Annotated in this window: 15 protein-coding genes and 1 tRNA gene; 12 read left to right on the top strand and 4 right to left on the bottom strand. The window is 64.6% G+C overall.

All coding sequences use genetic code 11. The annotated features are described in order from the left end of the window. Positions 1-653: 653 nt before the first annotated feature. A complete protein-coding gene (locus tag GSQ92_RS06135) occupies positions 654-1,028 on the bottom strand; it encodes an RNA-binding S4 domain-containing protein (RefSeq protein ID WP_371418074.1) in 375 nt (124 codons plus the stop codon). Continuing rightward, positions 1,025-3,514 carry a helicase-related protein gene (locus GSQ92_RS06130; protein ID WP_158805571.1) on the bottom strand — a complete coding sequence of 830 codons (2,490 nt, stop codon included), beginning with the start codon at positions 3,512-3,514 and terminating at the stop codon, positions 1,025-1,027. Before GSQ92_RS06130 ends, GSQ92_RS06135 begins: the two co-directional genes overlap by 4 nt. Positions 3,515-3,666: 152 nt before the next feature. On the opposite strand from GSQ92_RS06130, the gene htpG reads away from it, so the two are divergent. The 6 genes from htpG (at position 3,667) to GSQ92_RS06100 (ending at position 11,137) form a co-directional block, all read left to right on the top strand. After that, complete coding sequence (gene htpG / locus GSQ92_RS06125) at positions 3,667-5,592, top strand: molecular chaperone HtpG (protein ID WP_158805685.1); 1,926 nt, start codon at positions 3,667-3,669, stop codon at positions 5,590-5,592. Next, positions 5,592-7,013, top strand: a complete 1,422-nt coding sequence (locus GSQ92_RS06120; protein ID WP_159013128.1) for a leucyl aminopeptidase family protein — start codon at positions 5,592-5,594, stop codon at positions 7,011-7,013. Before htpG ends, GSQ92_RS06120 begins: the two co-directional genes overlap by 1 nt. Positions 7,014-7,232: 219 nt before the next feature. After that, a complete protein-coding gene (locus tag GSQ92_RS06115; RefSeq protein ID WP_158805569.1) occupies positions 7,233-7,619 on the top strand; it encodes a MarR family transcriptional regulator in 387 nt (128 codons plus the stop codon). Positions 7,620-7,764: 145 nt separating this feature from the next. After that, positions 7,765-7,840 (top strand) — tRNA-Lys (locus GSQ92_RS06110). Between the two features lie 111 nt (positions 7,841-7,951). Then, complete coding sequence (locus tag GSQ92_RS06105) at positions 7,952-9,772, top strand: glycoside hydrolase family 15 protein (protein ID WP_159013127.1); 1,821 nt, start codon at positions 7,952-7,954, stop codon at positions 9,770-9,772. 63 nt (positions 9,773-9,835) lie between these two features. Further along, positions 9,836-11,137: an MFS transporter gene (locus GSQ92_RS06100; RefSeq protein ID WP_158805567.1), complete on the top strand. Its 1,302-nt coding sequence runs from the start codon at positions 9,836-9,838 to the stop codon at positions 11,135-11,137. Between the two features lie 179 nt (positions 11,138-11,316). Here the strand turns inward: GSQ92_RS06100 and GSQ92_RS06095 are convergent, their stop codons facing one another. Next, positions 11,317-11,925, bottom strand: coding sequence for a regulatory protein RecX (locus GSQ92_RS06095; RefSeq protein ID WP_158805566.1), 609 nt, complete (start codon positions 11,923-11,925; stop codon positions 11,317-11,319). Positions 11,926-12,009: 84 nt separating this feature from the next. On the opposite strand from GSQ92_RS06095, the gene GSQ92_RS06090 reads away from it, so the two are divergent. From GSQ92_RS06090 to GSQ92_RS06065, 6 genes are all read left to right on the top strand, one after another. Next, positions 12,010-13,206, top strand: coding sequence for an aspartate aminotransferase family protein (locus GSQ92_RS06090; RefSeq protein ID WP_158805565.1), 1,197 nt, complete (start codon positions 12,010-12,012; stop codon positions 13,204-13,206). Further along, a complete protein-coding gene (gene argF, locus GSQ92_RS06085) occupies positions 13,203-14,129 on the top strand; it encodes an ornithine carbamoyltransferase (RefSeq protein WP_159013125.1) in 927 nt (308 codons plus the stop codon). The genes GSQ92_RS06090 and argF overlap by 4 nt, the downstream gene beginning before the upstream one ends. Beyond that, a complete protein-coding gene (locus GSQ92_RS06080) occupies positions 14,126-14,821 on the top strand; it encodes an aspartate/glutamate racemase family protein (RefSeq protein WP_254065893.1) in 696 nt (231 codons plus the stop codon). Before argF ends, GSQ92_RS06080 begins: the two co-directional genes overlap by 4 nt. Before the next feature lie 71 nt (positions 14,822-14,892). Beyond that, positions 14,893-15,657 carry a DNA repair protein RadC gene (gene radC / locus GSQ92_RS06075; protein ID WP_158805563.1) on the top strand — a complete coding sequence of 255 codons (765 nt, stop codon included), beginning with the start codon at positions 14,893-14,895 and terminating at the stop codon, positions 15,655-15,657. 10 nt (positions 15,658-15,667) lie between these two features. Further along, on the top strand, positions 15,668-16,795 hold the full coding sequence (locus tag GSQ92_RS06070; RefSeq protein WP_158805562.1) for an acyltransferase: 1,128 nt from the start codon (positions 15,668-15,670) through the stop codon (positions 16,793-16,795). Between the two features lie 69 nt (positions 16,796-16,864). After that, the gene (locus GSQ92_RS06065; RefSeq protein WP_159013124.1) at positions 16,865-19,381 is read left to right on the top strand and encodes a cellulase family glycosylhydrolase; all 2,517 of its coding nucleotides are present in this window, start codon (positions 16,865-16,867) and stop codon (positions 19,379-19,381) included. A 130-nt stretch (positions 19,382-19,511) separates the two neighbouring features. Here GSQ92_RS06065 and GSQ92_RS06060 read toward each other — a convergent pair whose 3' ends face one another. Then, a complete protein-coding gene (locus GSQ92_RS06060) occupies positions 19,512-21,002 on the bottom strand; it encodes an undecaprenyl-phosphate glucose phosphotransferase (protein WP_158805560.1) in 1,491 nt (496 codons plus the stop codon). Positions 21,003-21,062 lie beyond the last annotated feature (60 nt).

The following is a 21,062-nucleotide window of genomic DNA, read 5'->3' as shown; positions in this document are numbered from 1 at the left end:
TCTCCTGCGCTGCCAGGAACTCAGCGAATCATAGCCACGCGAAGGTGTCTAGTTATTTCTCGGCCAGGACACTAGCGCGATTCCGGGATCAAAGCGGTAGCGTTGGAAGGTGGTACCCCCGTCGGGGGATACCCCCAATTGCGAGCCGATACTCCCAAGCATCAAAATTTCTAATGAATGCGCGGATGTCGCGCGGTGGAGTCAAGTCGGTTAAGGAGGCCATTCCGGGAAGAAATTGCGCGATATGTACAAGTGGATATTTCGTCGATATCTTAAACATTATTTCCTTTAAATGATCTTCTTCTTTCTTCAGCAGTGGCGAATCCTCCAGAGCTAACTCCGGCACTATCTGCGAAGCTCTCCCCATTGCGTCTTTAGGCCCTTCGGGTCTTTCCTTAAATCGTTGCTTTCCACCAGCCGATGCAACCTGCCTGCCACTGTCGACTAGTTTAGGCTGATTTGTCTTTTTTTGGTTTCGAATTGGGTCGGTGCTTCTTTGTTGAATGCGTTGCGTACGTCATTCCGGTCAATGGGCTGAACCACGGTTGTGCCTTCCTCGTTTTTACGTTGCAGCCAAAGGTGGAACGCAAAACAGGCGGCGTATGCTTGCTATTCCGCGATTGGGCGGCTTCGCAATGATAACGATCAGGAGGTTAAATCTCGGTGACTTCGCGGGGTCCGTAGTCTTCGCGATCAGCGACATCGGGCTCGGATGTTGGCGTCAACTCAGCAATTTCCCGGTAGAGCATGCGCGCCACTGGCGCAGGTCCTCGCCGCTCGGCTAAACTGATAACTCGCAGCACTCGCACTTCTTGTCGCAAGCCAAGGGTGATTACGTCGCCCGGCCGCACTCGGGCATGGGCCTTAGCCGTGGGTTGCGAATTGAGGCGGACGCCGCCCGATTCCACCAGCCGCGCGCAATCCGAGCGCGCCTTCATGACGCGCGCGCACCATAGCCAGAGGTCGAGGCGCTGCCAGTCGCGGCCCTCGAGCTGCCGTTCGGCGAGAGCGGGTCGCGACGAGCTCAACGGCGGCCGCTCTGGCGAAGGACGGCAAGAGACGCGAAGGGACCGGCGCCCGACTGAGCGCGATCCGTGCCCGGGGTGATGCGCGGACGGGGCCGCCAGGTGACAACGGGCGACATCGGCGGACCGTAGGTCTCGGGACTGAGCCCCGCCGCCGGCTGGAGGCGGAAACCGAGGCCACGCAGCACCGCCGGCAGCATTTCCGCGCGGAGGGAAAGACGCGAGGCGAGTCCTGGCGGGAGAGGCGCCTGATTGCCGCGCCTGCCCGCGGCGCGCTGGAGTTCGGCCGCCAGCCGCTCGGCGACATCGAGACGCAGAAGTACCGGTCCGGCCGAGACCCAGCCCAAGGCGGTTGCGAAGCCCTCCGGCCAAGGCTGTTCAGCGGCGATGGATGTCAGGCTCGGCAGAGGGAGCGCGGGCGTTTCGACGCCTTTGGCCAGAGCGAGAAGCGAGGCGCGCAATGCCATCGCCGCAGGCCTCAGCAGAGCCGGCAGGAACCAGGCGAAGCGGCCGCCGACGAGACGTAGCGCGCCGTGCTGCTCGTCCTCGCCTTGCGCGGCCGCGAGGCCCATCCCTTCCCTCAGCCGGTGCAGCAAACCTCGCGCGGCGGGGGGCACGGGGGCGCCGACCGCCACAAAGAGCGGCGCGAAAACCCTGGCGATCTCGGCATCGACGAAGCTTTGCAGTCGTCGCCGGATCCGCTCACGCATCGGGCCGTCGAGGAATTCGCTTGCCACCACCTCGACCATCGGCCGCAGCACCGAATGGCCCGGCCGCAGCCGCGCGATTTCCTGTTCCTGCCAGAGCAGACGGTGGTTGGGGGTTCTTGTGAAAGCCTCGTCGCCGGCGGCTTCGAGGCGGGCGACGCGGCGGGGGATTTCCTCGCCGAGGGCACGGCGGGCGGCGCGCAGCACCATGCGGCGCTCGCCGCCGACCGCCGCCGGATCGGGGATGAAGGTGAAGGCCGCGACATGGCCGACCGAATGGCCCTCGACCACCACCTCGCCCCGGGCGGTGACGGCGGAGAGGAGATCCTGGCCCTCGCTTTCCTCCAGCCGGCGCATGAGGAGCGCGGCCCGGCGGTCAACGAAGCGGTGCATGAGCTTCTCATGCAAGCTGTCGGAAATGAGGTCCTCGATCTCGCGCGCCCGCGCCTGCCAATGGGCGGCGTCCTTTACCCAGTCGGCGCGCGCCGCGACATAGGACCAGACACGCACGCCCGAGAGGCGCTGCATGAGGGTGTCGATATCGCCTTCGACACGATCGAGGCGGTCCATCTGCGCGGCGATCCAGTCGACCGGCAGGTGCCCGCCATCAGCGACATGGCCGAAGATGCGGGCACAGAGCTGGACATGGCTGTCATCGGTGATCTTGCGGAAGTCCGGGATCTGGCAGGCTTCCCACAATAGCCGCACGCGACGGGGTCCCCGGGCTTTCGCGCGCACAGCGTCATCCCGCGACAGGGCGGCCAAAGTTTGCAGGTCGGAGGAATCGTTGCCGCGCACCAGGCCACGGCGCGGCGGCGGGGTTTGCAGCGTGGCGAGGAGCGAATCGATCGAGGCAAAGTCGAGGTCGCTGTTGCGCCAGCAGAGCTGGTCGAGCGGCTCGAAGTCATGCGCCTCGACGGCTCGCACGAGTTCCTCGGGGAGCGCTGGACAATCGGCGGTACTGCCGAAGGTGCCGTCCCGCATGCCGCGACCGGCGCGGCCGGCGATCTGCGCCGTCTCGGGCGCGGTCAGGCGACGCAGGCGGTGGCCATCATATTTGGAGATGCCGGCGAAGCCGACATGATCCACGTCCATATTGAGGCCCATGCCGATGGCATCCGTGGCCACAAGGAAATCGACCTCTTTCTCCTGATACAGCGCCACCTGAGCGTTGCGCGTGCGCGGGGAAAGACGGCCCATCACCACAGCGCAGCCACCGCGGCGGCGGCGGATCATTTCGGCGATCGCATAGACCTCGGCGGCCGAGAAGGCGACGACGGCACTGCGCGGCGGCAGGCGGGTGAGCTTGGCCGGGCCGCTATAGACCAGCTTCGAGAGGCGCGGCCGGGTCTCGATCTGAATATCGGGGACCAAGCGCTGAATGAGCGGGCGGATGGTCTCCGCCCCCATCACCATGGTCTCGACGAGGCCGCGGGCGCGCAGGAGCCGGTCAGTGAAGACGTGGCCGCGATCCGGGTCGGCGCAGAGTTGAATCTCGTCGATCGCGACAAATTCCACAGCGCGATCAAGTGGCATGGCTTCCACCGTGCAGGAGAACCACCGCGCCTCTGGCGGGATGATCTTCTCTTCGCCGGTGATCAGTCCAACGAATCGCACGCCCTTCTCGGCGACCATCCGGTCGTAATTTTCTCGCGCGAGGAGTCGCAAGGGAAAGCCGATGATGCCGGAGGCGTGGGCCAGCAAGCGAGCCATGGCGAGATGCGTCTTGCCCGTATTGGTCGGACCTAGAACCGCGCGGACTCGCGGGGAAAATCCCTGCATGGCTTCTTTTCTGGGTGCTTAACGAAGAGTTTGCAAGTGCGAGCAGATTGATATGGCGCGCCGCAGGAATCAGGTTGAAATGACAACGACCAGCGGCACATAGAACGCTGAGCCTAAGGATGGAAAGAATGAGCGACGGGACGGCGGAGACCATGCGGGACGGAAATGCGGCGGGCGCCGAGGGCGGCACCGAGACCCGCGCCTTCAGCGCGGAGGTCGGCCGGCTGCTCGACCTGGTGGTCAATGCACTCTATTCGGAACGTGAAATTTTCTTGCGGGAGCTGGTTGCTAATGCAGCGGATGCAATCGATCGCAGGAGGTTTCAGGCGCTCACCGAGCCCGCTCTGGCCCTGCCGCCCGATACGGCGGTGATCATCGCGCCGGACAAGGCGGCACGGCAGATCACGATCTCGGATGACGGTCTCGGTATGACCCGGGAGGAACTCGCGAGCAACCTCGGCACCATCGCGCGGTCAGGAACGCGCGCTTTCGGCGACACCATCCGGGACGCGAACCCGGAGGAACGCCCCAGCCTCATCGGCCAATTCGGCGTCGGCTTCTACTCGGCCTTCATGGTGGCGGAGCGGGTCGAGGTGATCTCTCGCCGGGTCGGCGAATCGGCAGCCTGGAGCTGGCGATCCGCGGGGCGCGGCAGTTTCGAGCTTTCCGCGGCGGAGCGTGCGACGGCGGGAACGGATATCATCCTACATCTGAAGTCCGATGCGGAGGAGTTCCTGGAGCCCTCGCGGCTGCAGACAATCATACGCCGCTGGGCGGATCACATTAGCGTGCCCCTCAAGCTTGTTCATGACGGCAAGACGGAGGCCGCCAACGAGGGCACAGCGCTGTGGCGGCGGCCGAAGAGCGAGCTGACCGAGGAGGACTACCTCGGCTTCTATCGCCACCTGGGCAATATCTTCGACAAGCCCTGGGCAACGATGCATTGGCGGGCGGAAGGAGCCCTGGAATATACCGCTCTGCTCTTCATTCCCGACAGCAAGCCCTTCGATCCTGTTGAGGGCGATCGCAAGAGCAAGCTGCGACTCCATGTCCGGCGGATGTTCATCACCGATGAGGCGGAGCTGTTGCCGCCTTGGCTGCGCTTCGTTCAGGGCGTGGTGGATACTGAGGATCTGCCGCTCAATGTTTCGCGCGAAATGCTGCAGACGACGCCGCTGATGGCACGGATGCGGAAGGCGATCGTCAACCGCGTGCTCACGGAACTGAAGACGCGCGCCAAGACGCCCCCCGCTGCGGCCGCGCCGACAACCGAAGAGAGTGAGGATGCACAGAAAGCCGACGCCAACGGCTATCTGAGTTTCTGGGAGAATTTCGGTAGCGTTCTGAAGGAGGGGCTTTGGGAGGATGGCGCCGCTCGTGCCGATATCGCTCCTCTGCTCCGCTTCCGTTCCTCGACGGAAACCGGCTGGACCTCCTTCGACGATTATGTCTCGCGCATGAAACCGGACCAGCCGGCGATCTATCTGTTGGCGGGCGAGGATATCGAGTCGCTGCGCGGCGCCGCCGTTCTCGAAGGATTCACAAAGTGCGGTTACGAGGTTCTGCTGCTGTCGGACTCTATCGATGCGTTTTGGCCCGAGCGACTCGGGACCTATGCCGACAAGCCTGTCCGGAATGCTCGTCAGGCGGGGGCCGATCTCGGGGCGAAGAAAGAGCCGAACGAGGCGATTGCGCCACTCCTCGCGGCGATCAAGGCCGAGCTGGGCGACGAGGTTTCCGAGGTTCGGCAGGCTGCGCACCTCAGCGAGAGCCCGGTGATGCTGGCCAGCGCCGAGGGCGGTGCCGATCTCCATATGCAAAGGCTGCTCCGCCGCGCGGGCCGGCCGACCTGGGGCGCAACGCAGGTTTTGGAGGTCAATGCGGGTCATCCCTGGATCGCCGCCCTCGCCTCTCGCGCCGCCGGCGGCGAGTCGGTCGCTGAGGAAGCGCGCCTGCTGCTCGACCTAGCGCTGGTGCAGGAGGGCGATGCGCCGCGCGCCCCGGCGGCCTTCATCCGCCGTGTCGTCGCTGCGATGACCGCAAAAGTGACCGGTTCGGCGCCTGGAGATGCTGGCTGATGCTGCGCCCTTTGGATTGCCTCTTCGATCCGCCCGTGGACAGCGACTCGGAGAACGCGCCCGTTCACCTCATCCGTGCGCTGCGCCCCGACGAGCTTGCCGCAGCCCTTGATTGTTTGGCGCCAGCGCAGTCGGCGTTCTTGAAGCTCACGGGCTTCGCCGCGAAAAGCGGCACCGTGCAAATCCTTCCGCTGGCGGCCGACGGCCGTGTCACAGCCTTGCTCGGATTGGGGGAAACGGTTGGCGGCGCGCCTTTCGGCGCACTGCCCTACGCGCTGCCTGCCCTCTCCCGCTGGCGCCTGGCAGAGGGAACCGCTGATCCCTCCGCCGCTGCACTTGGGTATTGTCTAGGAGCCTACCGCTACAACGATCTCAAGTCCGAGGTGAAGCGCCCCGCTTTGCTGGAACACCCTATGATGAGCAGCGCAGGCACGCAGGCACGCGCTATCTGGATGGCACGGGATCTCGTCAACATGCCTGCAAACCTCCTCGGCCCTGAGGAGCTTTCGGAGGTCGTGGTAACTTTAGCGCAAGGTTTTGGTGCGAAGGCTAACATCGTTGCAGGAGAGGAGCTTAGCGAATCTTATCCGGCAATTGCTGCTGTCGGTCGTGGATCTGACCGGAAGCCGCGCGTCGCGATCCTGCGGTGGCGCGGTAGCCGGGCGGATGAGCATTCTCCTAAGATCGCACTCTGCGGCAAGGGCGTTTGTTTCGACAGCGGCGGCTATGATTTGAAACCGTCCTCCTCCATGCTGCGCATGAAGAAGGACATGGGGGGAGCCGCCGTGCTGATGGCGGTCGCTGCCGTAATTATGGCCGAGGATCTACCGATCGAGATGACGTTGCGCATCGGCTGCGTCGAGAATAGCGTGTCGGGCTCTGCGATGCGCCCGCTCGATGTTCTCAGGACACGCAGCGGGAAAACCGTGGAAGTGGGCAATACCGATGCCGAAGGACGTCTCGTTCTTTGTGATCTTCTCACCGACGCAGTGGCTGAAGGGCCAGATTTCATTCTTGACGCTGCTACCCTGACAGGGGCCGCACGCGCGGCACTTGGTCCAGATATCCCAGCCCTGTTCTCGTCGGATGAGAAATGGACTCACCGTCTAGTGCACTCTGCATCCAGCGAGGACGATCCGCTTTGGCAGCTGCCGCTTTGGCCAGGCTATGAAGGATGGCTTGATAGCGCCGTCGCGGACTTGAACAACGTTTCGGCATCACCTCTTGCAGGCGCCATTGTTGGGGCCCTTTTCCTGCAGCGGTTTGTTCCGCAACGGATTCCTTGGGCGCATATCGATCTTTACGCGTGGAACGACACCACTCGTCCGGCCCGTCCGGAGGGAGGTGAAGCGCCGGGTGTTCGCAGCATTGCTGCCGCGATACGCCAGTTTGCAGAGGAGAGGTGTTCTGCGGGTCACTAAACTAGTTGATTTTCTTACGTATGGAGAACGGTTTCGGAGTTGTATTAAAATCGGGTAATGCCACCTGAAAATTGCTGTCTTTTCAGCAAGGCACAACATACACTGGGTTGTCCCCAGTTTCGCTAGTCATACGGCGAGGCTAGGCAGCCAAAGGGGACCCTCGGGGTCTCGAAGTATTTGGCGGGGGTTCAAACCGTCCTGCCATGAAAGGGTTGAGAAATGGTAGCCGGTCAGTCATCGGACCAGCTTATTGGCGTTCTTCGCGATACGATTGTGGCTCTTGTCCGTCGGGATGGGCCTGATCTCTCAGCGCGGCAGCTCGGAGTATTCCTAACCTGCTATCTGACCGACAAAGCGCATACCGTGCGTGGTTTGGCGGCGGATCTCGAGGTCTCAAAGCCAGCCATCACGCGCGCGCTTGATCGCCTGACCGAATTCGAACTGGTGCGGCGCAAACTCGATCCCGCGGATCGTCGCAGCGTGCTCGTGCAAAAAACCCTGAAGGGTTCCGCCTTCCTTCGCGATTTGCGCGTTGTGATGAACGAGGCGGCGAACGGCAAGGCCGCCGGTCACGAGGCCGCGACAAGACGCGCCGCTGCCGGCTGAGATGACGGGGGCCGATGGGTCGCCGTTCAGACTTCTCCGCAACGTCAGTGAATCTCAGCGATAAAAGGCTACGAGTCCCGTGGCGCGACATATCGCCGGGGGGAGGCTTCACAGACTGGGTTAGCGTTGTTATACGGCGGCCCGAGGGCGCATAGCTCAGTTGGTAGAGCAGCTGACTCTTAATCAGCGGGTCCAAGGTTCGAGTCCTTGTGCGCCCACCACCCTCGCGGGCTTTCGTGGGCCGGTCCGGTTCCGATACGAACTTTTTTCCCGCTGGCGAACCATGGCTGGCCGTTGCCAGCTAGGCTGACCATAGAGCGGGAGCGTGACGGATGGTGGAAGTGACCGGGCGCGAGCCCCTGATCGAGGATTATGCGATCATCGGGGACTGCCACACCTGCGCCCTTGTCAGCCGCGACGGGTCGATTGATTGGCTGTGCCTCCCCCGTTTCGATAGCGATGCCTGCCTCGCTGCACTGCTGGGGACCCCAGAGCATGGCTCCTGGCGATTGGGCGCCGCGGCTGAGGGCGCACGGGTTAGTCGCGTCTATCTGCCGCACAGCATGATCCTCGAGACTAAAATCGTGACGGATCAGGGCGAGGCTCGCGTTCTTGATTTCATGCCGGTTGGCCATAATGAGACGGCCATCATCCGGATCGCCGAGGGCATCCGCGGGGAAGTCGAGCTGCGGCTCGATCTCACTTTGCGCTTCGACTATGGCTCCGCGATCCCTTGGGTGACGCGCCTACCGGACGATACGGGTATCCAAGGCATCTGCGGGCCTGACCGGGTCAGCCTGTTTTCCGCCATCGAGTTGCTCAACGACCATCTGGCGACCACCGTGAGTTTCACGCTGCGCGCCGGCGAGCGGCAGGTGTTCTCCTTGGTCCATAACGCGTCGCATCTCGATCCGCCCGAACGGCCGGACTTCGAGGCGGAATATCACAGCACCGAGCAGTTCTGGACCGATTGGGCGGGTTCGGCCGTTTACGAGGGCAAATGGTCCGCCGCCGTCGAACGCTCGCTGCTCACCCTCAAGGCGCTGACCTATGCGCCCACCGGCGGCATTGTGGCGGCCGCCACCACATCGCTGCCGGAGCAGCTCGGCGGCAACCGGAACTGGGATTATCGTTTCTGCTGGCTGCGTGACGCGACGCTGACCCTGGGTGCTTTCCTGCGCGCCGGGTATCTGACCGAGGCGAAAGCCTGGCGGGACTGGCTGCTGCGGGCGATTGCCGGGATGCCGGACCAGATCCAGATCATGTATGGCATCGGCGGCGAGCGGCGGCTGACGGAGTGGGAAGCGCCCTGGCTGCCTGGCTATGCCAATTCCGCCCCGGTGCGGATCGGCAACGCCGCATCGGAGCAGGTTCAGCTCGATGTCTATGGCGAGGTCATGGCGGTTTTGTCGGAAGGCCGCCGCCTGGGTCTTGCCGACCTGCCCGCCGGCTGGGGGATGCAGCGGGCCCTCGCCAACCACCTCTGTCAGATCTGGCGCGATCCCGATGACGGTATCTGGGAGGTGCGCAGCGGCCGCCAGCCCTTCGTCTTCTCCAAGATCATGTCGTGGAGCGCGCTGGACCGCTGCATCTCCGACGCCGAGACCTATGGGATGGAAGGCGATCTGGAGACCTGGCGGGAGAACCGGGAGGCGCTGCGGGTGGAGATCCTGGAGAAGGGTTTCAACAAGAGTTTGAATGCCTTCGTGCAGGTCTATGGCGGCGATGAGCTCGATGCCAGCCTGCTGCTGATTCCTCGCACCGGATTCCTGAGCGCGCACGACCCGCGCATGCTCGGCACCGTTGCGGCCATTGAGCAAGGGCTGGTGGAGGACGGGCTTGTGCTGCGCTATGACACGCGGCGCAGCACCGATGGGCTGCCGCCCGGTGAGGGCGTGTTCCTGGCCTGCAGCTTCTGGCTGGCCGACAACTACGCCCTGCAGGGCCGGGCGGAGGAGGCGGAGGCGCTGTTCAACCGGCTGCTCGCCATCTCCAATGATGTCGGGCTGCTCGCGGAGGAATACGCGCCCAGCCTCAAGCGGCAGCTTGGCAATTTTCCGCAGGCCTTTTCGCATGTCGCGGTGGTCAATACCGCCTATGCCATCGCTGTGGGCGCCGAAGGGGCAGCCGAGGCTCATAAGGCCGACAGTTAAGCAACCCTCCGGCTGCGCTATCGCCTCTTCTACTATCCGCTCCACCCGGCCTAGGATTGCGTCATGCAATCCAGTTCGGCCGTTCCCCTGACTGTGCCGCCAGCGCGCCGCCCTTTCGGCAAGCGCTATATCTTTGTGGTGGTGGGCGTTGCCTTTCTGGCGCTGCTTGTCTCTGCGGGTTTGCGAGGCACGCCGGGCGTGCTGATGGTGCCGCTGCAACACAGCTTCGGCTGGAGCCGCGCCATTATCGCGCTGGCCGCCGCGATCGGCATCTTCCTCTACGGGCTGATGGGTCCCTTCGCAGGCGCGCTGATCCAGCGGTTTGGCGTCCGGCGGGTGGTGACCATCGCGCTCATCGGCATGTCGGCCGCGACGGGTGCTAGCTCCTTCATGACGGTGCCTTGGCAGCTCGTTGCCACATGGGGTGTGCTGTCCGGCATCGCGACCGGCTGCGTCGCCAATGTGCTGGGGGCCATCATCGTCAACCGCTGGTTCACCACCAATCGCGGCCTGGCGATGGGGCTGCTGACGGCGAGCACGGCGACCGGAACGCTTATCTTCACCCCTGCCCTCTCCGCCATCGCGACTTCCGCCGGCTGGCGGCCGGTGGTTCTGACCGTCGCGGCGGCGACCCTGCTGGTGGCGCCCCTCTTCGCATTGCTGGTGCCGGAGCGGCCTGCTTCGATCGGGCTGGTGCCTTGGGGCGCCGAGCCGAGCTACCTGCCGCCTCCCCCACCGCTCGTGCCGCCGCTGCGCAACGCCTTCGGCGCTTTGGCAGAGGGTGTGAAAAGCCGCACCTTCTGGCTGCTCTTCGCGAGCTTCTTCGTCTGTGGCTTCACGACCAACGGCATCGTCGGCACCCATCTCATCGCGCTCTGCAGCGACCACGGCATTCCCGAGGTTCGTGCGGCCGGGCTTTTGGCGCTGATGGGGATCTTCGACCTGATCGGAACAACGGGGTCCGGCTGGCTGACCGACCGTTTCGATTCCCGAAAACTGCTCTTCATGTATTACGGGCTCCGCGGATTGGCGCTGATCTACCTGCCCTTCTCCGGCTTCGACGTAATCGGGCTTTCGACCTTCGCCGTGTTCTTCGGGTTGGACTGGATCGCGACCGTGCCGCCGACGTTGCGTCTCGCGAATGATGCTTTCGGGGAGACGCGGGCGCCGCTGATCTTCGGCTGGGTGGTGGCAGGGCACCAGCTTGGTGCCGCCAGCGCCGCCTTCTTCGCCGGCGCCGTGCGGACGTTGGACGGCAGTTACATGCCGGCTTTTATTGTTGCGGGATTGCTGGCGGTGGGAGCGGCCTTCCTGTCGGTCTTCATCAACAAGGCGAGCAGCCAGCTTAGCCCATCGGCTGCCTGAGGGAGGCCACGGGTGAAGATCCAGGAGTGAGCGGCGACCCAACGGATTCGTCACGGCACGCGAAGGCGTTCGGCACCCCGTGCCATCCAAGCCTTGCCTTCGTCACGCAGGCAAGGCGTTGATCCTCGGAGAGGATGACGTGGTGGAATGAGCGCGGTTCAATCTGGAGACATCATACCCTAGCCAAAGGGATCGGCGAGCGGCTCGCCGCTGGCGGCGCGGCGGATGACGTCCTCCGCCTCGTCCCTGTCGCAGGCGAGCACGCGGCGGGTCACGGCGGAGCCGAAACCGGCACGGCCGAAGGCGGCCATGACGCGCATTGGCTCGAGGGCCCGACCGCCTTCTGTGGAATAGGGCCCGACCCTTCGGCGGCGGGCGAAGATCAGGGCGGCGGCCAGTTCCGCGGTTTCGTTCTCCGGCACGGCCGTCGCGGCGGTCTCGCTTCCCACGCCTTTGGCGCCGAGATGGGCCAGGACGGCGCGGCGGGAGCCGCCGGTGCGGCGCAGGCGCCTCGCGCGGCTTTCGGCAAAGGCGGCATCATTGACCGCGCCGAGTTTGGTGAGGCTTTCCACCACCTGCCGCGCCACCGCTCGCCAGCTTTCCGCCTGCGTCGCCAAGGTCTCGCGATCGGCGCCCTCCGCCGCGCCCATCGCCTCCGCCCAGCGATGAATCCGTTTGTCGAGCGCGCGCGTGAGGGACGCGCCCGTGCCGCCGTAGCGCAGCATATGGGCGAGCGCCCCCTCCCGCAGACTCGCCTCGTCCATGCGTCCCGGCTCGCTGCGCGCCATGCATTAACCTGCCATCGGGGGATTGATTGACGTCATAGGTCCCGGATCCCATACATCGCTGCTTTCCGTGCCTGGAAGGTTCGCATGATCGCTGCGCTGATGCCGAACTACAACCGCGCCGACCTCGCTTTCGAGCGGGGCGAAGGCGCTTGGCTGTATGCGACGGATGGCCGACGATTCCTCGACTTCGGCGCGGGCATCGCGACCTCGCTGCTCGGCCATGGTCATGCGGGTCTGACGGCCGCCATCGCGGCGCAGGCCGGACGCGTCATGCATGTCTCCAACCTCTATCGCGTGCCCGAAGCCGAGCGGCTCGCGGCGCGGCTGGTGGCGGCGAGCTTCGCGGACAGCGTGTTCTTCTGCAACTCGGGCGCCGAGGCGAACGAGGGCATGGTCAAGATGCTGCGGAAGGCGCAGGCCGAAACTGGCCATCCCGAGCGCTGGCGCATCATCTGCTTCGATGGCGCGTTTCACGGCCGCACGCTGGCGATGATCTCCGCCACCGGCAACCCGGCCTATATCAAGGGCTTTGGGCCGCCCGTGGATGGTTTCGACCACGTGCCGTTCAACAACCTCAACGCACTGCGCGACGCGATCGGGCCGGAGACCGCCGGCATCATCGCCGAGCCGATCCAGGGTGAGAGCGGCATCCGCAATGCCGTGCCCGATTTTCTGCGCGGCCTGCGTGCGGCTTGCGACGAGTTTGGCCTGTTCCTGGGGCTCGACGAAATCCAGACCGGCATGGGTCGCACAGGCAAGCTCTTCGCGCATGAGTGGGCGGGCATCACGCCGGATGCCATTTCGCTGGCAAAAGGTCTCGGCGGCGGCTTTCCGATAGGCGCCGTGCTGGCGCGCGAGGAAGTGGCGCAGCATCTGCGCCCCGGCAGTCATGGCACGACTTTCGGCGGCAACCCCCTCGCCTGCGCCGCCGGCAACGCGGTGCTGGATGTCGTGCTCGCGCCGGGCTTCCTCGATGGGGTCGCGCGCACGGCCGAGTATCTGCGCGCGGGGCTGGGCAAGCTGATGCGCGAGCACCCCGGCATCATTACCGAGATCCGTGGCCAGGGTCTGCTGATCGGTCTGCGCTGCGGCGTGCCCAATACCGAGTTGCAGGCGGCCTGCCTCGCCGAAGGTCTGCTGACGGTGGGCGCAGGGGACAATGTGCTGCGTCTCGTGCCTCCGCTCATTATCTCGAATACGGAATGCGACGAAGCGCTTAGCCGCCTCGCGCGCGCCGCCGCGCGATGCACATTGCCGGCGAAGGAAGCGGCTTCGCCATGAGCGGCAGGCCGCGCCACTTCCTCGATCTCAGCGATATCGACAGCGCGACCCTGCGGGGAATGCTGGAGAGTGCCGCCGTTTGCAAATCCGACAGGCGCGGGCATGCCAAGCCGCTGACTGACAAGACCGTGGCTCTCATTTTCGAGAAGCCGAGTACCCGCACGCGGGTGAGCTTTCAACTCGCCGTACGCGAACTCGGCGGCGATGTGGTGGTGCTGTCGGGGCGCGAGATGCAGCTCGGCCGGGGCGAGACTGTCGCGGATACGGCGCGGGTGCTGTCGCGTTATGTCGATGCGATCATGCTGCGGACCGATCAACCCGAGAAGCTGCAGGAACTCGCGCGGCATGCGACGGTGCCGGTGATCAACGGTCTCACCGCGGCGTCTCATCCCTGCCAGATCATGGCGGATGTGCTGACCTTCGAGGAGCATCGCGGGCCGATCTCCGGCCAGACCATCGCCTGGCTGGGCGACGGCAATAATGTCGCGCGTAGCTGGATCGAGGCCGCCGCGCGCTTCCGCTTCCACCTGCGGCTGGCGACGCCGAACGAACTCGCCCCGCCGCGCAGGGTGCTGGACTGGGCACGCGCGGAAGGGGCGCGGGTGGAGCTCGGGGAGGATCCGCTGGCGGCGGTGCGCGATGCTCGGTGCGTGGTGACCGATACCTGGGTCAGCATGGCCGATGATGCGGGGGAGAGCCGCCACAATCTGCTGGCGCCGTTCCGCGTGACGGAGGCGGTGATGGCGCAGGCGGCGCCGGATGCGCTGTTCATGCACTGCCTCCCCGCGCATCGCGGAGAAGAGGTGACGGCGGCGGTGATCGACGGCCCCTATTCGGTGGTGTTCGACGAGGCGGAGAACCGGCTGCATGCACAGAAGGGGATCCTCATCTGGGCGCTCGGCGGCGGCGGAGCTGGCGGTTGAAGCGCATTGGTATCATCGGCGGATCGAGCGATGTGGCGACGGCCGATTACTACCGGCGGCTGAATGCGGCGGTGAATGCTCGGCTGGGAGGCTGGAATACCGCCGAACTTGTGATGACCTCGATGAATTTCGCTTTCTGCACGGACTGCGTGCACAACGGCCGCTGGGAGGTGATGGGCGCCTACCTCGCGGATCGCGCGGCGGCGCTGGAAGCGGCCGGGGCCGATTTCTTCCTTTGCGTCTCGAACACGCTGCATCGCCTGGCGGATGTTTTCACGGCGGGCCGCGCGATTCCGTTTCTGCATATCGTTGATCCGACCGCGCGGGCGATCCAGGCGGCTGGGCTCTCGCGCATTGCCTTGCTCGGAACAAAGCCGACGATGGCGACGGAATTTCTGCGGCGCCGCTACACGGAGCAGTTCGGGATCCGCATCGACGTGCCGGTGCCCGAGGAGCAGGACGTGCTCGACCGCATCATCTTCGACGAGCTTTGCCGCGGGCAGTTCACCGATAGCGCGCGGGCGACTTACCTTGCGGTCGTCGATCGGCTGGCGGCGCAGGGTAGCGAGGGCGTCATTCTCGGTTGCACCGAGATCCCGCTGCTCATCACGCAATCCGACCGACCCGGCATCCCGATGTTCGATACGACGGGACTGCATGTCGAGGCGGCGGTGGAGCTGGCTCTGGCTTAGGCGCACGAGCGGCTTACGATTCGTTATCGAAACATCTTTGCCTTGACGTGGCGCCGTGGCAGGCTGCCGCAATGGCAAAGCCACGACAGTCCGAACTCTCTGAAGCCGGAGATCTGCTAGGCACGCTGTGTCCTCCGCTCTCTGCGCAGTCCGCGGCTTCCGCGCCGGTGGGCTCGGAAGGGCATCGCGACCGCATGCGATTGCGGTTGCTGCGAGCGGGGCCGGAGGCTTTGGCCGATCACGAAGTACTGGAAATGACGCTGTTCCTGGCGTTGCCGCGGCGGGACACCAAGGCAATCGCGCGTGCTCTGCTCGCGCGTTTTCGCAGCTATGCCGGATGTATCTCGGCGTCGGCGCAGGAACTCCGCGAGGTCGAGGGTATGGGCGACGCGGGAATCGCGGCGCTGAAGACGATACAGGCGGCGGCTCTGCGGCTTATGCGGGCCGAGGTTATGGATCAGCCGGTTCTCAAAAGCTGGGATCGGCTCATGGAATATCTCAATGCCGTGCTGGCGCGCGAGCGGGTGGAACATTTCCGTGTGCTCTATCTCGACACGCGCAATCGCTTGTTGGCGGATGAGGCGCAGGGGCGCGGTACGGTTAACCTTACGCCTGTCTATCCGCGCGAGATCGTGCGGCGCGGTTTGGAGCTCAGCGCCACTGCGCTGATCCTGGTGCACAACCACCCGAGCGGCGATCCCACGCCGTCGCAGCAGGATATCACGATGACGCGGTCGATCCGCGAGGCCGCGGAGCCGCTTTCCATCGTGCTGCATGATCACGTCATCGTCGGCAATGGGCGGTGGCTGAGTTTCCGCCGGGAGGGCTTGTTGTAGCAGCAACGCGATGGAGGCCTCATCAGGGCGCAACCCGGAGATCGAGGTGTTGCGGGGCGTCGCGGTGATGTTGGTGATCCTGAACCATGTCGAGGTGCTGCTGCCATGGCATCACGGATTGGGCTGGGATTTCGGTGGTGGGCTGTGGTGCGGTGTCGATCTGTTCTTCTGCATTTCCGGCTATGTCATCGCGCGCTCATTGTTGCCGCGGCTGCGCGGCGCGAGCGGTGAGGCATTCTGGCGCGAGGCCGGGGCATTTTGGATCCGCCGCTTCTTCCGGCTAGCGCCGAGCGCCTGGCTATGGCTCGCCATTCCCATTCTGCTCTCCGCCGTCACCCGCCGGACTGATCTTTTTGGCCATATCCAGCTCGATCTCGCCGATGCGACGGCGGCGGTGCTGCATGTCGCGAATTTCCACTGGGCCGCCTGCGTGGCAGGTCAGGCACATTGCGGGGTGCTGTCGGTCTACTGGTCGCTGTCGCTGGAGGAGCAGTTCTATCTCGTGTTGCCCTTCGTGGCGGTGTTTGCCGGGCGGCTTCTGCCACAGGTTCTCGGGTTTGGCGTGGTGCTGCAGCTGCTCCTTCCCCGGCCGCAATTCGGTTCCTTGCTGTCCTTCGTCCGGACGGATGCGATCATGCTGGGGGTGCTCATCGCACTCGCGGAGGGCGGCCCGATGGCTCGGGCACTGGCGCCCCGATTTCTGGAGAGCCGGATCTGGCGGCCCCTGCCCTTCACGCTGCTGGTGCTGATGGTGGGGGCGGCGCGATACGCGATCGTGCCGTTTCATATGGGTCTGGTGGCGGTGCTGGCGGCGGGTCTGGTGTGGATCGCCAGTTTCGACCGGGGCTATCTCCGCCGCGTGGGCCGGTGGCGTGGCCTCATGGGCTGGATCGGCGAGCGGTCCTACAGCCTGTACCTCATCCACTTGCCAAGCTTTTGGATCGCCCGGGCGATGCTGGCGCGGGTTCTGCCGCCAGTGGCGTCTAGAGGCTGGGCGCCGGACGTCTTCGTGATCGCCGTAGCGACGGCGCTGCTGATCCTGCTCGTCGAGGCCAACCTGCGCCTCATAGAGCGTCCGGCGCGGCGCTACGGGCACCGAGTTGCCGAGGATTTGGCGCGGACTCATCACGAAATTTAGACTGTAACAAAAGTTAACATACTGCTATCGGCTAATGCGACAAATCTCGTTCTCAGGATTTCATTCGCCATGGCCGCTACTCCCACCGCCACGCTCGCCGGCACAGGCGCAACCTTCGCGATCACCGATACGAGCGACTGGGACACAGGCTTTACGGGCAGCGGGACGATCACCAATACCGGGAAAACGGCGGTCAACGGCTGGACGGTCAGTTTCAACCTCGCCAATGCGATTACCAATATTTGGAATGCTCAGATCATCAGCCACGCGGGCACGAACTACGTGATCGGCAATCTACCCTATGACAGCGCCATCGCGGTGGGCGGCAATGTCGCCTTCGGCTTCCAGGCGACCGGCGGCAGCCCGGTTTTTCCGACCAGCGCCACGCTGAATGGAGCAACCCTCTCCTCCGCTCCAATCGTGCCGAGCCTGTCCGTCTCAGATAGCAGTGTCACGGAGGGCACCGCCGCGACGCTGAACGAGAGCTTCACGGTAACGCTTTCCGCCGCCGCCAAGACCGCCGTGACCGTCGGCTATAAGACCGCCAACGGCACGGGCACTGCCGGGAAGGATTACAACGCCGCCAGCGGCACGCTGACCTTCGCCCCCGGCGTCACGAGCCAGACCATCACCGTGCCGACGCATCCCGGCACCGCCGGCAGCACGAAAGCCTATAGCCTCACGCTTTCCCAGCCGAGTGGAGCCGTGATCGCGCGCCCGACCGCCACCGGCAGCATCGTGACGCCCGCACCTTACGTTCCGCCCAGCGCGACCGTGGCCGATGTCAGCGTCACCGAAACCAACAACACAACGGCGACCGGAAGCACGTTGCTGCCGGCGGGAGCGCTCAGCACCAGCGGGAACCAGATCGTCGATGCCAGCGGGCACGCGGTGAAGATCGCGGCGGTGAATTGGTTCGGGCTGGAGACGTCATCCTTCGCGCCGCAGGGTCTCTGGGCGCAGAGCTACCAGACCATGATGAAGCAGATGGTTTCGCTCGGCTTCAACACGATCCGCCTGCCCTTCTCGCTGCAGCTACTCAACAGCGCCAGCGTGCCGAATGGCATCGACTACACGAAGAACCCGGATCTCCAGGGGCTGAACGGCCTGCAGGTCATGGATAAGATTGTGGCCTATGCCGGGACCCTCGGCCTCAAGATCATCCTGGACGACCATCGCAGCGCGGCGGGCTCCGGCCCTAACGACAACGGGCTATGGTACGACAGCGGCTATACCGAGGCGCAGTGGATCGCCGACTGGAAGACGCTGGCAACGCGCTATGCCGGGACCAATACGGTCATCGGCGCGGATCTCTCGAACGAGCCGCATGGCGCCGCGACCTGGGGCGATGGCAGCGCGAATGACTGGGAGGCCGCCGCGACGCGGGCGGGCGACGCGATCCAAACGGTCAACAAAAGCTGGCTGATGTTCGTCGAGGGCGTGCAGAGCTACCAGGGCAACAACACTTGGTGGGGCGGCAATCTTATGGGCGCGAAGGCTCACCCGGTGGTTCTGACGGCCGCCAACAAGGTGGTCTATTCGCCGCATGACTATCCGGCTTCCGTCAGCGGGCAGCCGTGGTTCTCGGCGGCGAATTACCCGAACAACCTGCCCGCGGTGTGGAACCAGTATTGGGGCAATCTCTATCAGACAGGCACGGCGCCGGTTTTCGTCGGTGAATACGGGTCCAAGCTGCAAACCACGAGCGACCAGCAATGGATGCAGCAACTCGTCGCTTATATGAAAGCGCCGGGCGGGGTTGGCGGCGCGCAGGGTATCAGCTGGGGATATTGGGACTGGAACCCGACCTCCGGCGATACCGGAGGCATCCTGGAAGATGATTGGGCGACAGTCGATCCAGCGAAGATCGCGGCGATCACACCGGGTTTCTATCACGCGGCGGACAGCACCACCGTGCTTGCGCCGAGCGGGGTCGATTTCACGGTGACGCTTTCGGCCGCCTCCACGAAGACCGTGACGATCGCCTATGCCACCAAGGACGGCACGGCGCATGCGGGAACCAATTACACCGCGACCTCAGGCACGCTGACATTCGCGCCAGGCACCACGAGCGAAATTGTCGCCGTGCATCTTCTCGGCAGCGCGGCCACGAGCAAGCTGACCTTCATGCTGGCGCTGAGTGATCCTCTGGCCACGACGCTTGGCCGCGCGAGCGCGACGGCGACGCTTGTGCCTGGTGCTGCGGCGACTGTGGCCGCGAAGGCGGCTGTTGTGAATACCAATGGCAGCAGCACAATGGCGACGAATACGAGCGTGACGACGAGCCTCGCGGGCCATGTCACCGCCGCGATTGGAGACGTGTCAAACGGCGCGCGGACGGCGACCGTGACGGTGAACGACGATAGCGACAAGGCCTCGCATGCCTGGCGGGTCGAGATCGATACGGCCTCTGCCATCACGGGGCTGTCGGGTGGGACGATCCTCTCACATGTCGGCAACGTCTACATGCTGGGCAATGCCACGACGAATGGCGCGATTGTGGCACACGGCACGACGAGTTTCAGCTTCCAGGCAGCCGGTGCGGCGGGTGCGACGGTGGACGCTCACCTCGTTTCTTTGCAGTGACGCAGTGGCAATGACTCCGTGACGTCATCCTCGGCGAAGGCCGAGGATCCACGCCTTGCTTGTGGCGGCGAAGGAAGGCGTGGATGCTCGGCCTTCGCCGAGCATGACGATAGCTTTGGACGAGCTCATCTCAGTAAGCTTGCTCCGACCACAAAGACGGCGCGGTCATCGCGAGGACGCGGAGGTCGAGAAGGATCGACCAGTTGTCGATGTAGTACATATCGTGCGCGACGCGTTGACGCAGCTTCTCGACGGTATCGGTTTCGCCGCGCCAGCCATGGACTTGCGCCCAGCCGGTGATGCCCGGCTTGACGCGGTGTCGCGCGGCGTAGTCGGCTACCGCTTTGTCGAAGGGCTGGCCGGCAGCCTCGGTGCCCAAGGCATGCGGGCGCGGTCCTATCAGCGACATGTCGCCTCGGATGACGTTGAAGAGTTGCGGCAGTTCGTCGAGGCTGGTGCGGCGGAGAAGCCGGCCGATGCGTGTCACGCGCGGATCATCCCGGACGGCCTGGCGACAGCCCGCTAGATCCTGCGCGCCTGGCCGCATCGTGCGAAACTTCCTCACGCGGATCAGGCGATGATTGAAGCCGAGACGCGGCTGGTTGAAGAAGACCGGTCCCGCGCTGTCCAAGCGAATGGCGCAGGCGATCAGCGTCATCAACGGCGCAAGTAGCAACAGAAACGCCGCGGCGAGCGCGAGATCCTCGGCACGCTTGATTGCCGCGGCGGTTCCGGAAATCGGACGATCGCGGAGATGGAGGAAAGGGAGACCACAAATCGAGGACACGCGGGCATTGCGGAAATGGAAACTGCCGAGATCCGGGGCGAGCCGAATGTCGATCGGCAGCGCGGACATGCGCCCGACGATCTCCCGGATGCGCCAAGAGGCGGCGCCGGGCAAGGCGATCACGATGAGATCGACATCCCCCGCGCGGATGGTGTCTCGAACGGCGAGCAGGTCCCGCAGCAATGACCATGTCGGCAAAGCCAAGGCTCTCGCGCCCTTGGTGGTCGGCAGAAAGCCCACGACCCTGAAGGCGTCTTGCGGGTTCTCGGCGAGATGGGCGGCGAGATGGCGCACGTGATCTCCGCCGCCGATGATGATGGCGCGGCGCCGATGCTCCGCCCCCGCGACATGTTCCCATGTCCAAGGATGGAGCACGGCGTGGAGGGCGAGCACGGCTGAGGGCGAAAGGAGCGCCCAGGCACAAAGCCAGTTGCGGTTGGCAAGGGTCGCCAAAGATGGTGCGTGCGTAGCTAGACTTGCGATGCCGTCCCAAACCAGCAAGGCCAGCACCACAAATGCGAAAGCGCTAAGCGCCGGTGCCAAGGCTTGCTGCAGGCGCATTGTCTCGCCGCGCATGGGGCGGCGGTAGAGTCCCCTCTCCTGTATGAGCCAGGCAACCAAAGCACCCGTCGCGAGAATCACGAGAATCTCGCGCAGCGTATGGCCTGTATGTCCGAGCGGATTGAGGCGGCGGCAGACCAAACCGGTGACGAGGACAGCCAAAACGTCGGCGCCCGCGAGAAGGCTTGAGAGGGTTGCGCCCGTCAGTGTCCAGGCGGGGACGAGAGAGCGGGGACGATCGAGCGACGGCGGAAAGACAAAATGCCCGGACATCGATGTTCCACGCTTCCGCTGAGGGGTGGACTATCTACAGTCGTTGTTAACTCAAAATCA

The sequence above is a fragment of the Acidisoma sp. S159 genome (assembly GCF_009766125.1).
Lineage (GTDB): Bacteria > Pseudomonadota > Alphaproteobacteria > Acetobacterales > Acetobacteraceae > Acidisoma.
The sequence above is the reverse complement of the archived record's forward strand: the minus strand, read 5'-3'. Positions and strand labels throughout refer to the sequence as shown.

Excerpts from the sequence above, each read along its gene's own strand:
- GSQ92_RS06065 (WP_159013124.1), top strand. The coding sequence starts at position 16,865 with ATGGCCGCTACTCCCACCGCCACGCTCGCCGGCACAGGCGCAACCTTC.
- GSQ92_RS06090 (WP_158805565.1), top strand. The coding sequence starts at position 12,010 with ATGATCGCTGCGCTGATGCCGAACTACAACCGCGCCGACCTCGCTTTC.
- htpG (WP_158805685.1), top strand. The coding sequence starts at position 3,667 with ATGCGGGACGGAAATGCGGCGGGCGCCGAGGGCGGCACCGAGACCCGC.
- GSQ92_RS06060 (WP_158805560.1), bottom strand. The coding sequence starts at position 21,002 with ATGTCCGGGCATTTTGTCTTTCCGCCGTCGCTCGATCGTCCCCGCTCT.
- GSQ92_RS06095 (WP_158805566.1), bottom strand. The coding sequence starts at position 11,925 with ATGGCGCGCAGCGAGCCGGGACGCATGGACGAGGCGAGTCTGCGGGAG.
- GSQ92_RS06120 (WP_159013128.1), top strand. The coding sequence starts at position 5,592 with ATGCTGCGCCCTTTGGATTGCCTCTTCGATCCGCCCGTGGACAGCGAC.
- GSQ92_RS06115 (WP_158805569.1), top strand. The coding sequence starts at position 7,233 with ATGGTAGCCGGTCAGTCATCGGACCAGCTTATTGGCGTTCTTCGCGAT.
- argF (WP_159013125.1), top strand. The coding sequence starts at position 13,203 with ATGAGCGGCAGGCCGCGCCACTTCCTCGATCTCAGCGATATCGACAGC.
- GSQ92_RS06130 (WP_158805571.1), bottom strand. The coding sequence starts at position 3,514 with ATGCAGGGATTTTCCCCGCGAGTCCGCGCGGTTCTAGGTCCGACCAAT.
- GSQ92_RS06070 (WP_158805562.1), top strand. The coding sequence starts at position 15,668 with ATGGAGGCCTCATCAGGGCGCAACCCGGAGATCGAGGTGTTGCGGGGC.
- GSQ92_RS06105 (WP_159013127.1), top strand. The coding sequence starts at position 7,952 with ATGGTGGAAGTGACCGGGCGCGAGCCCCTGATCGAGGATTATGCGATC.
- GSQ92_RS06100 (WP_158805567.1), top strand. The coding sequence starts at position 9,836 with ATGCAATCCAGTTCGGCCGTTCCCCTGACTGTGCCGCCAGCGCGCCGC.
- radC (WP_158805563.1), top strand. The coding sequence starts at position 14,893 with ATGGCAAAGCCACGACAGTCCGAACTCTCTGAAGCCGGAGATCTGCTA.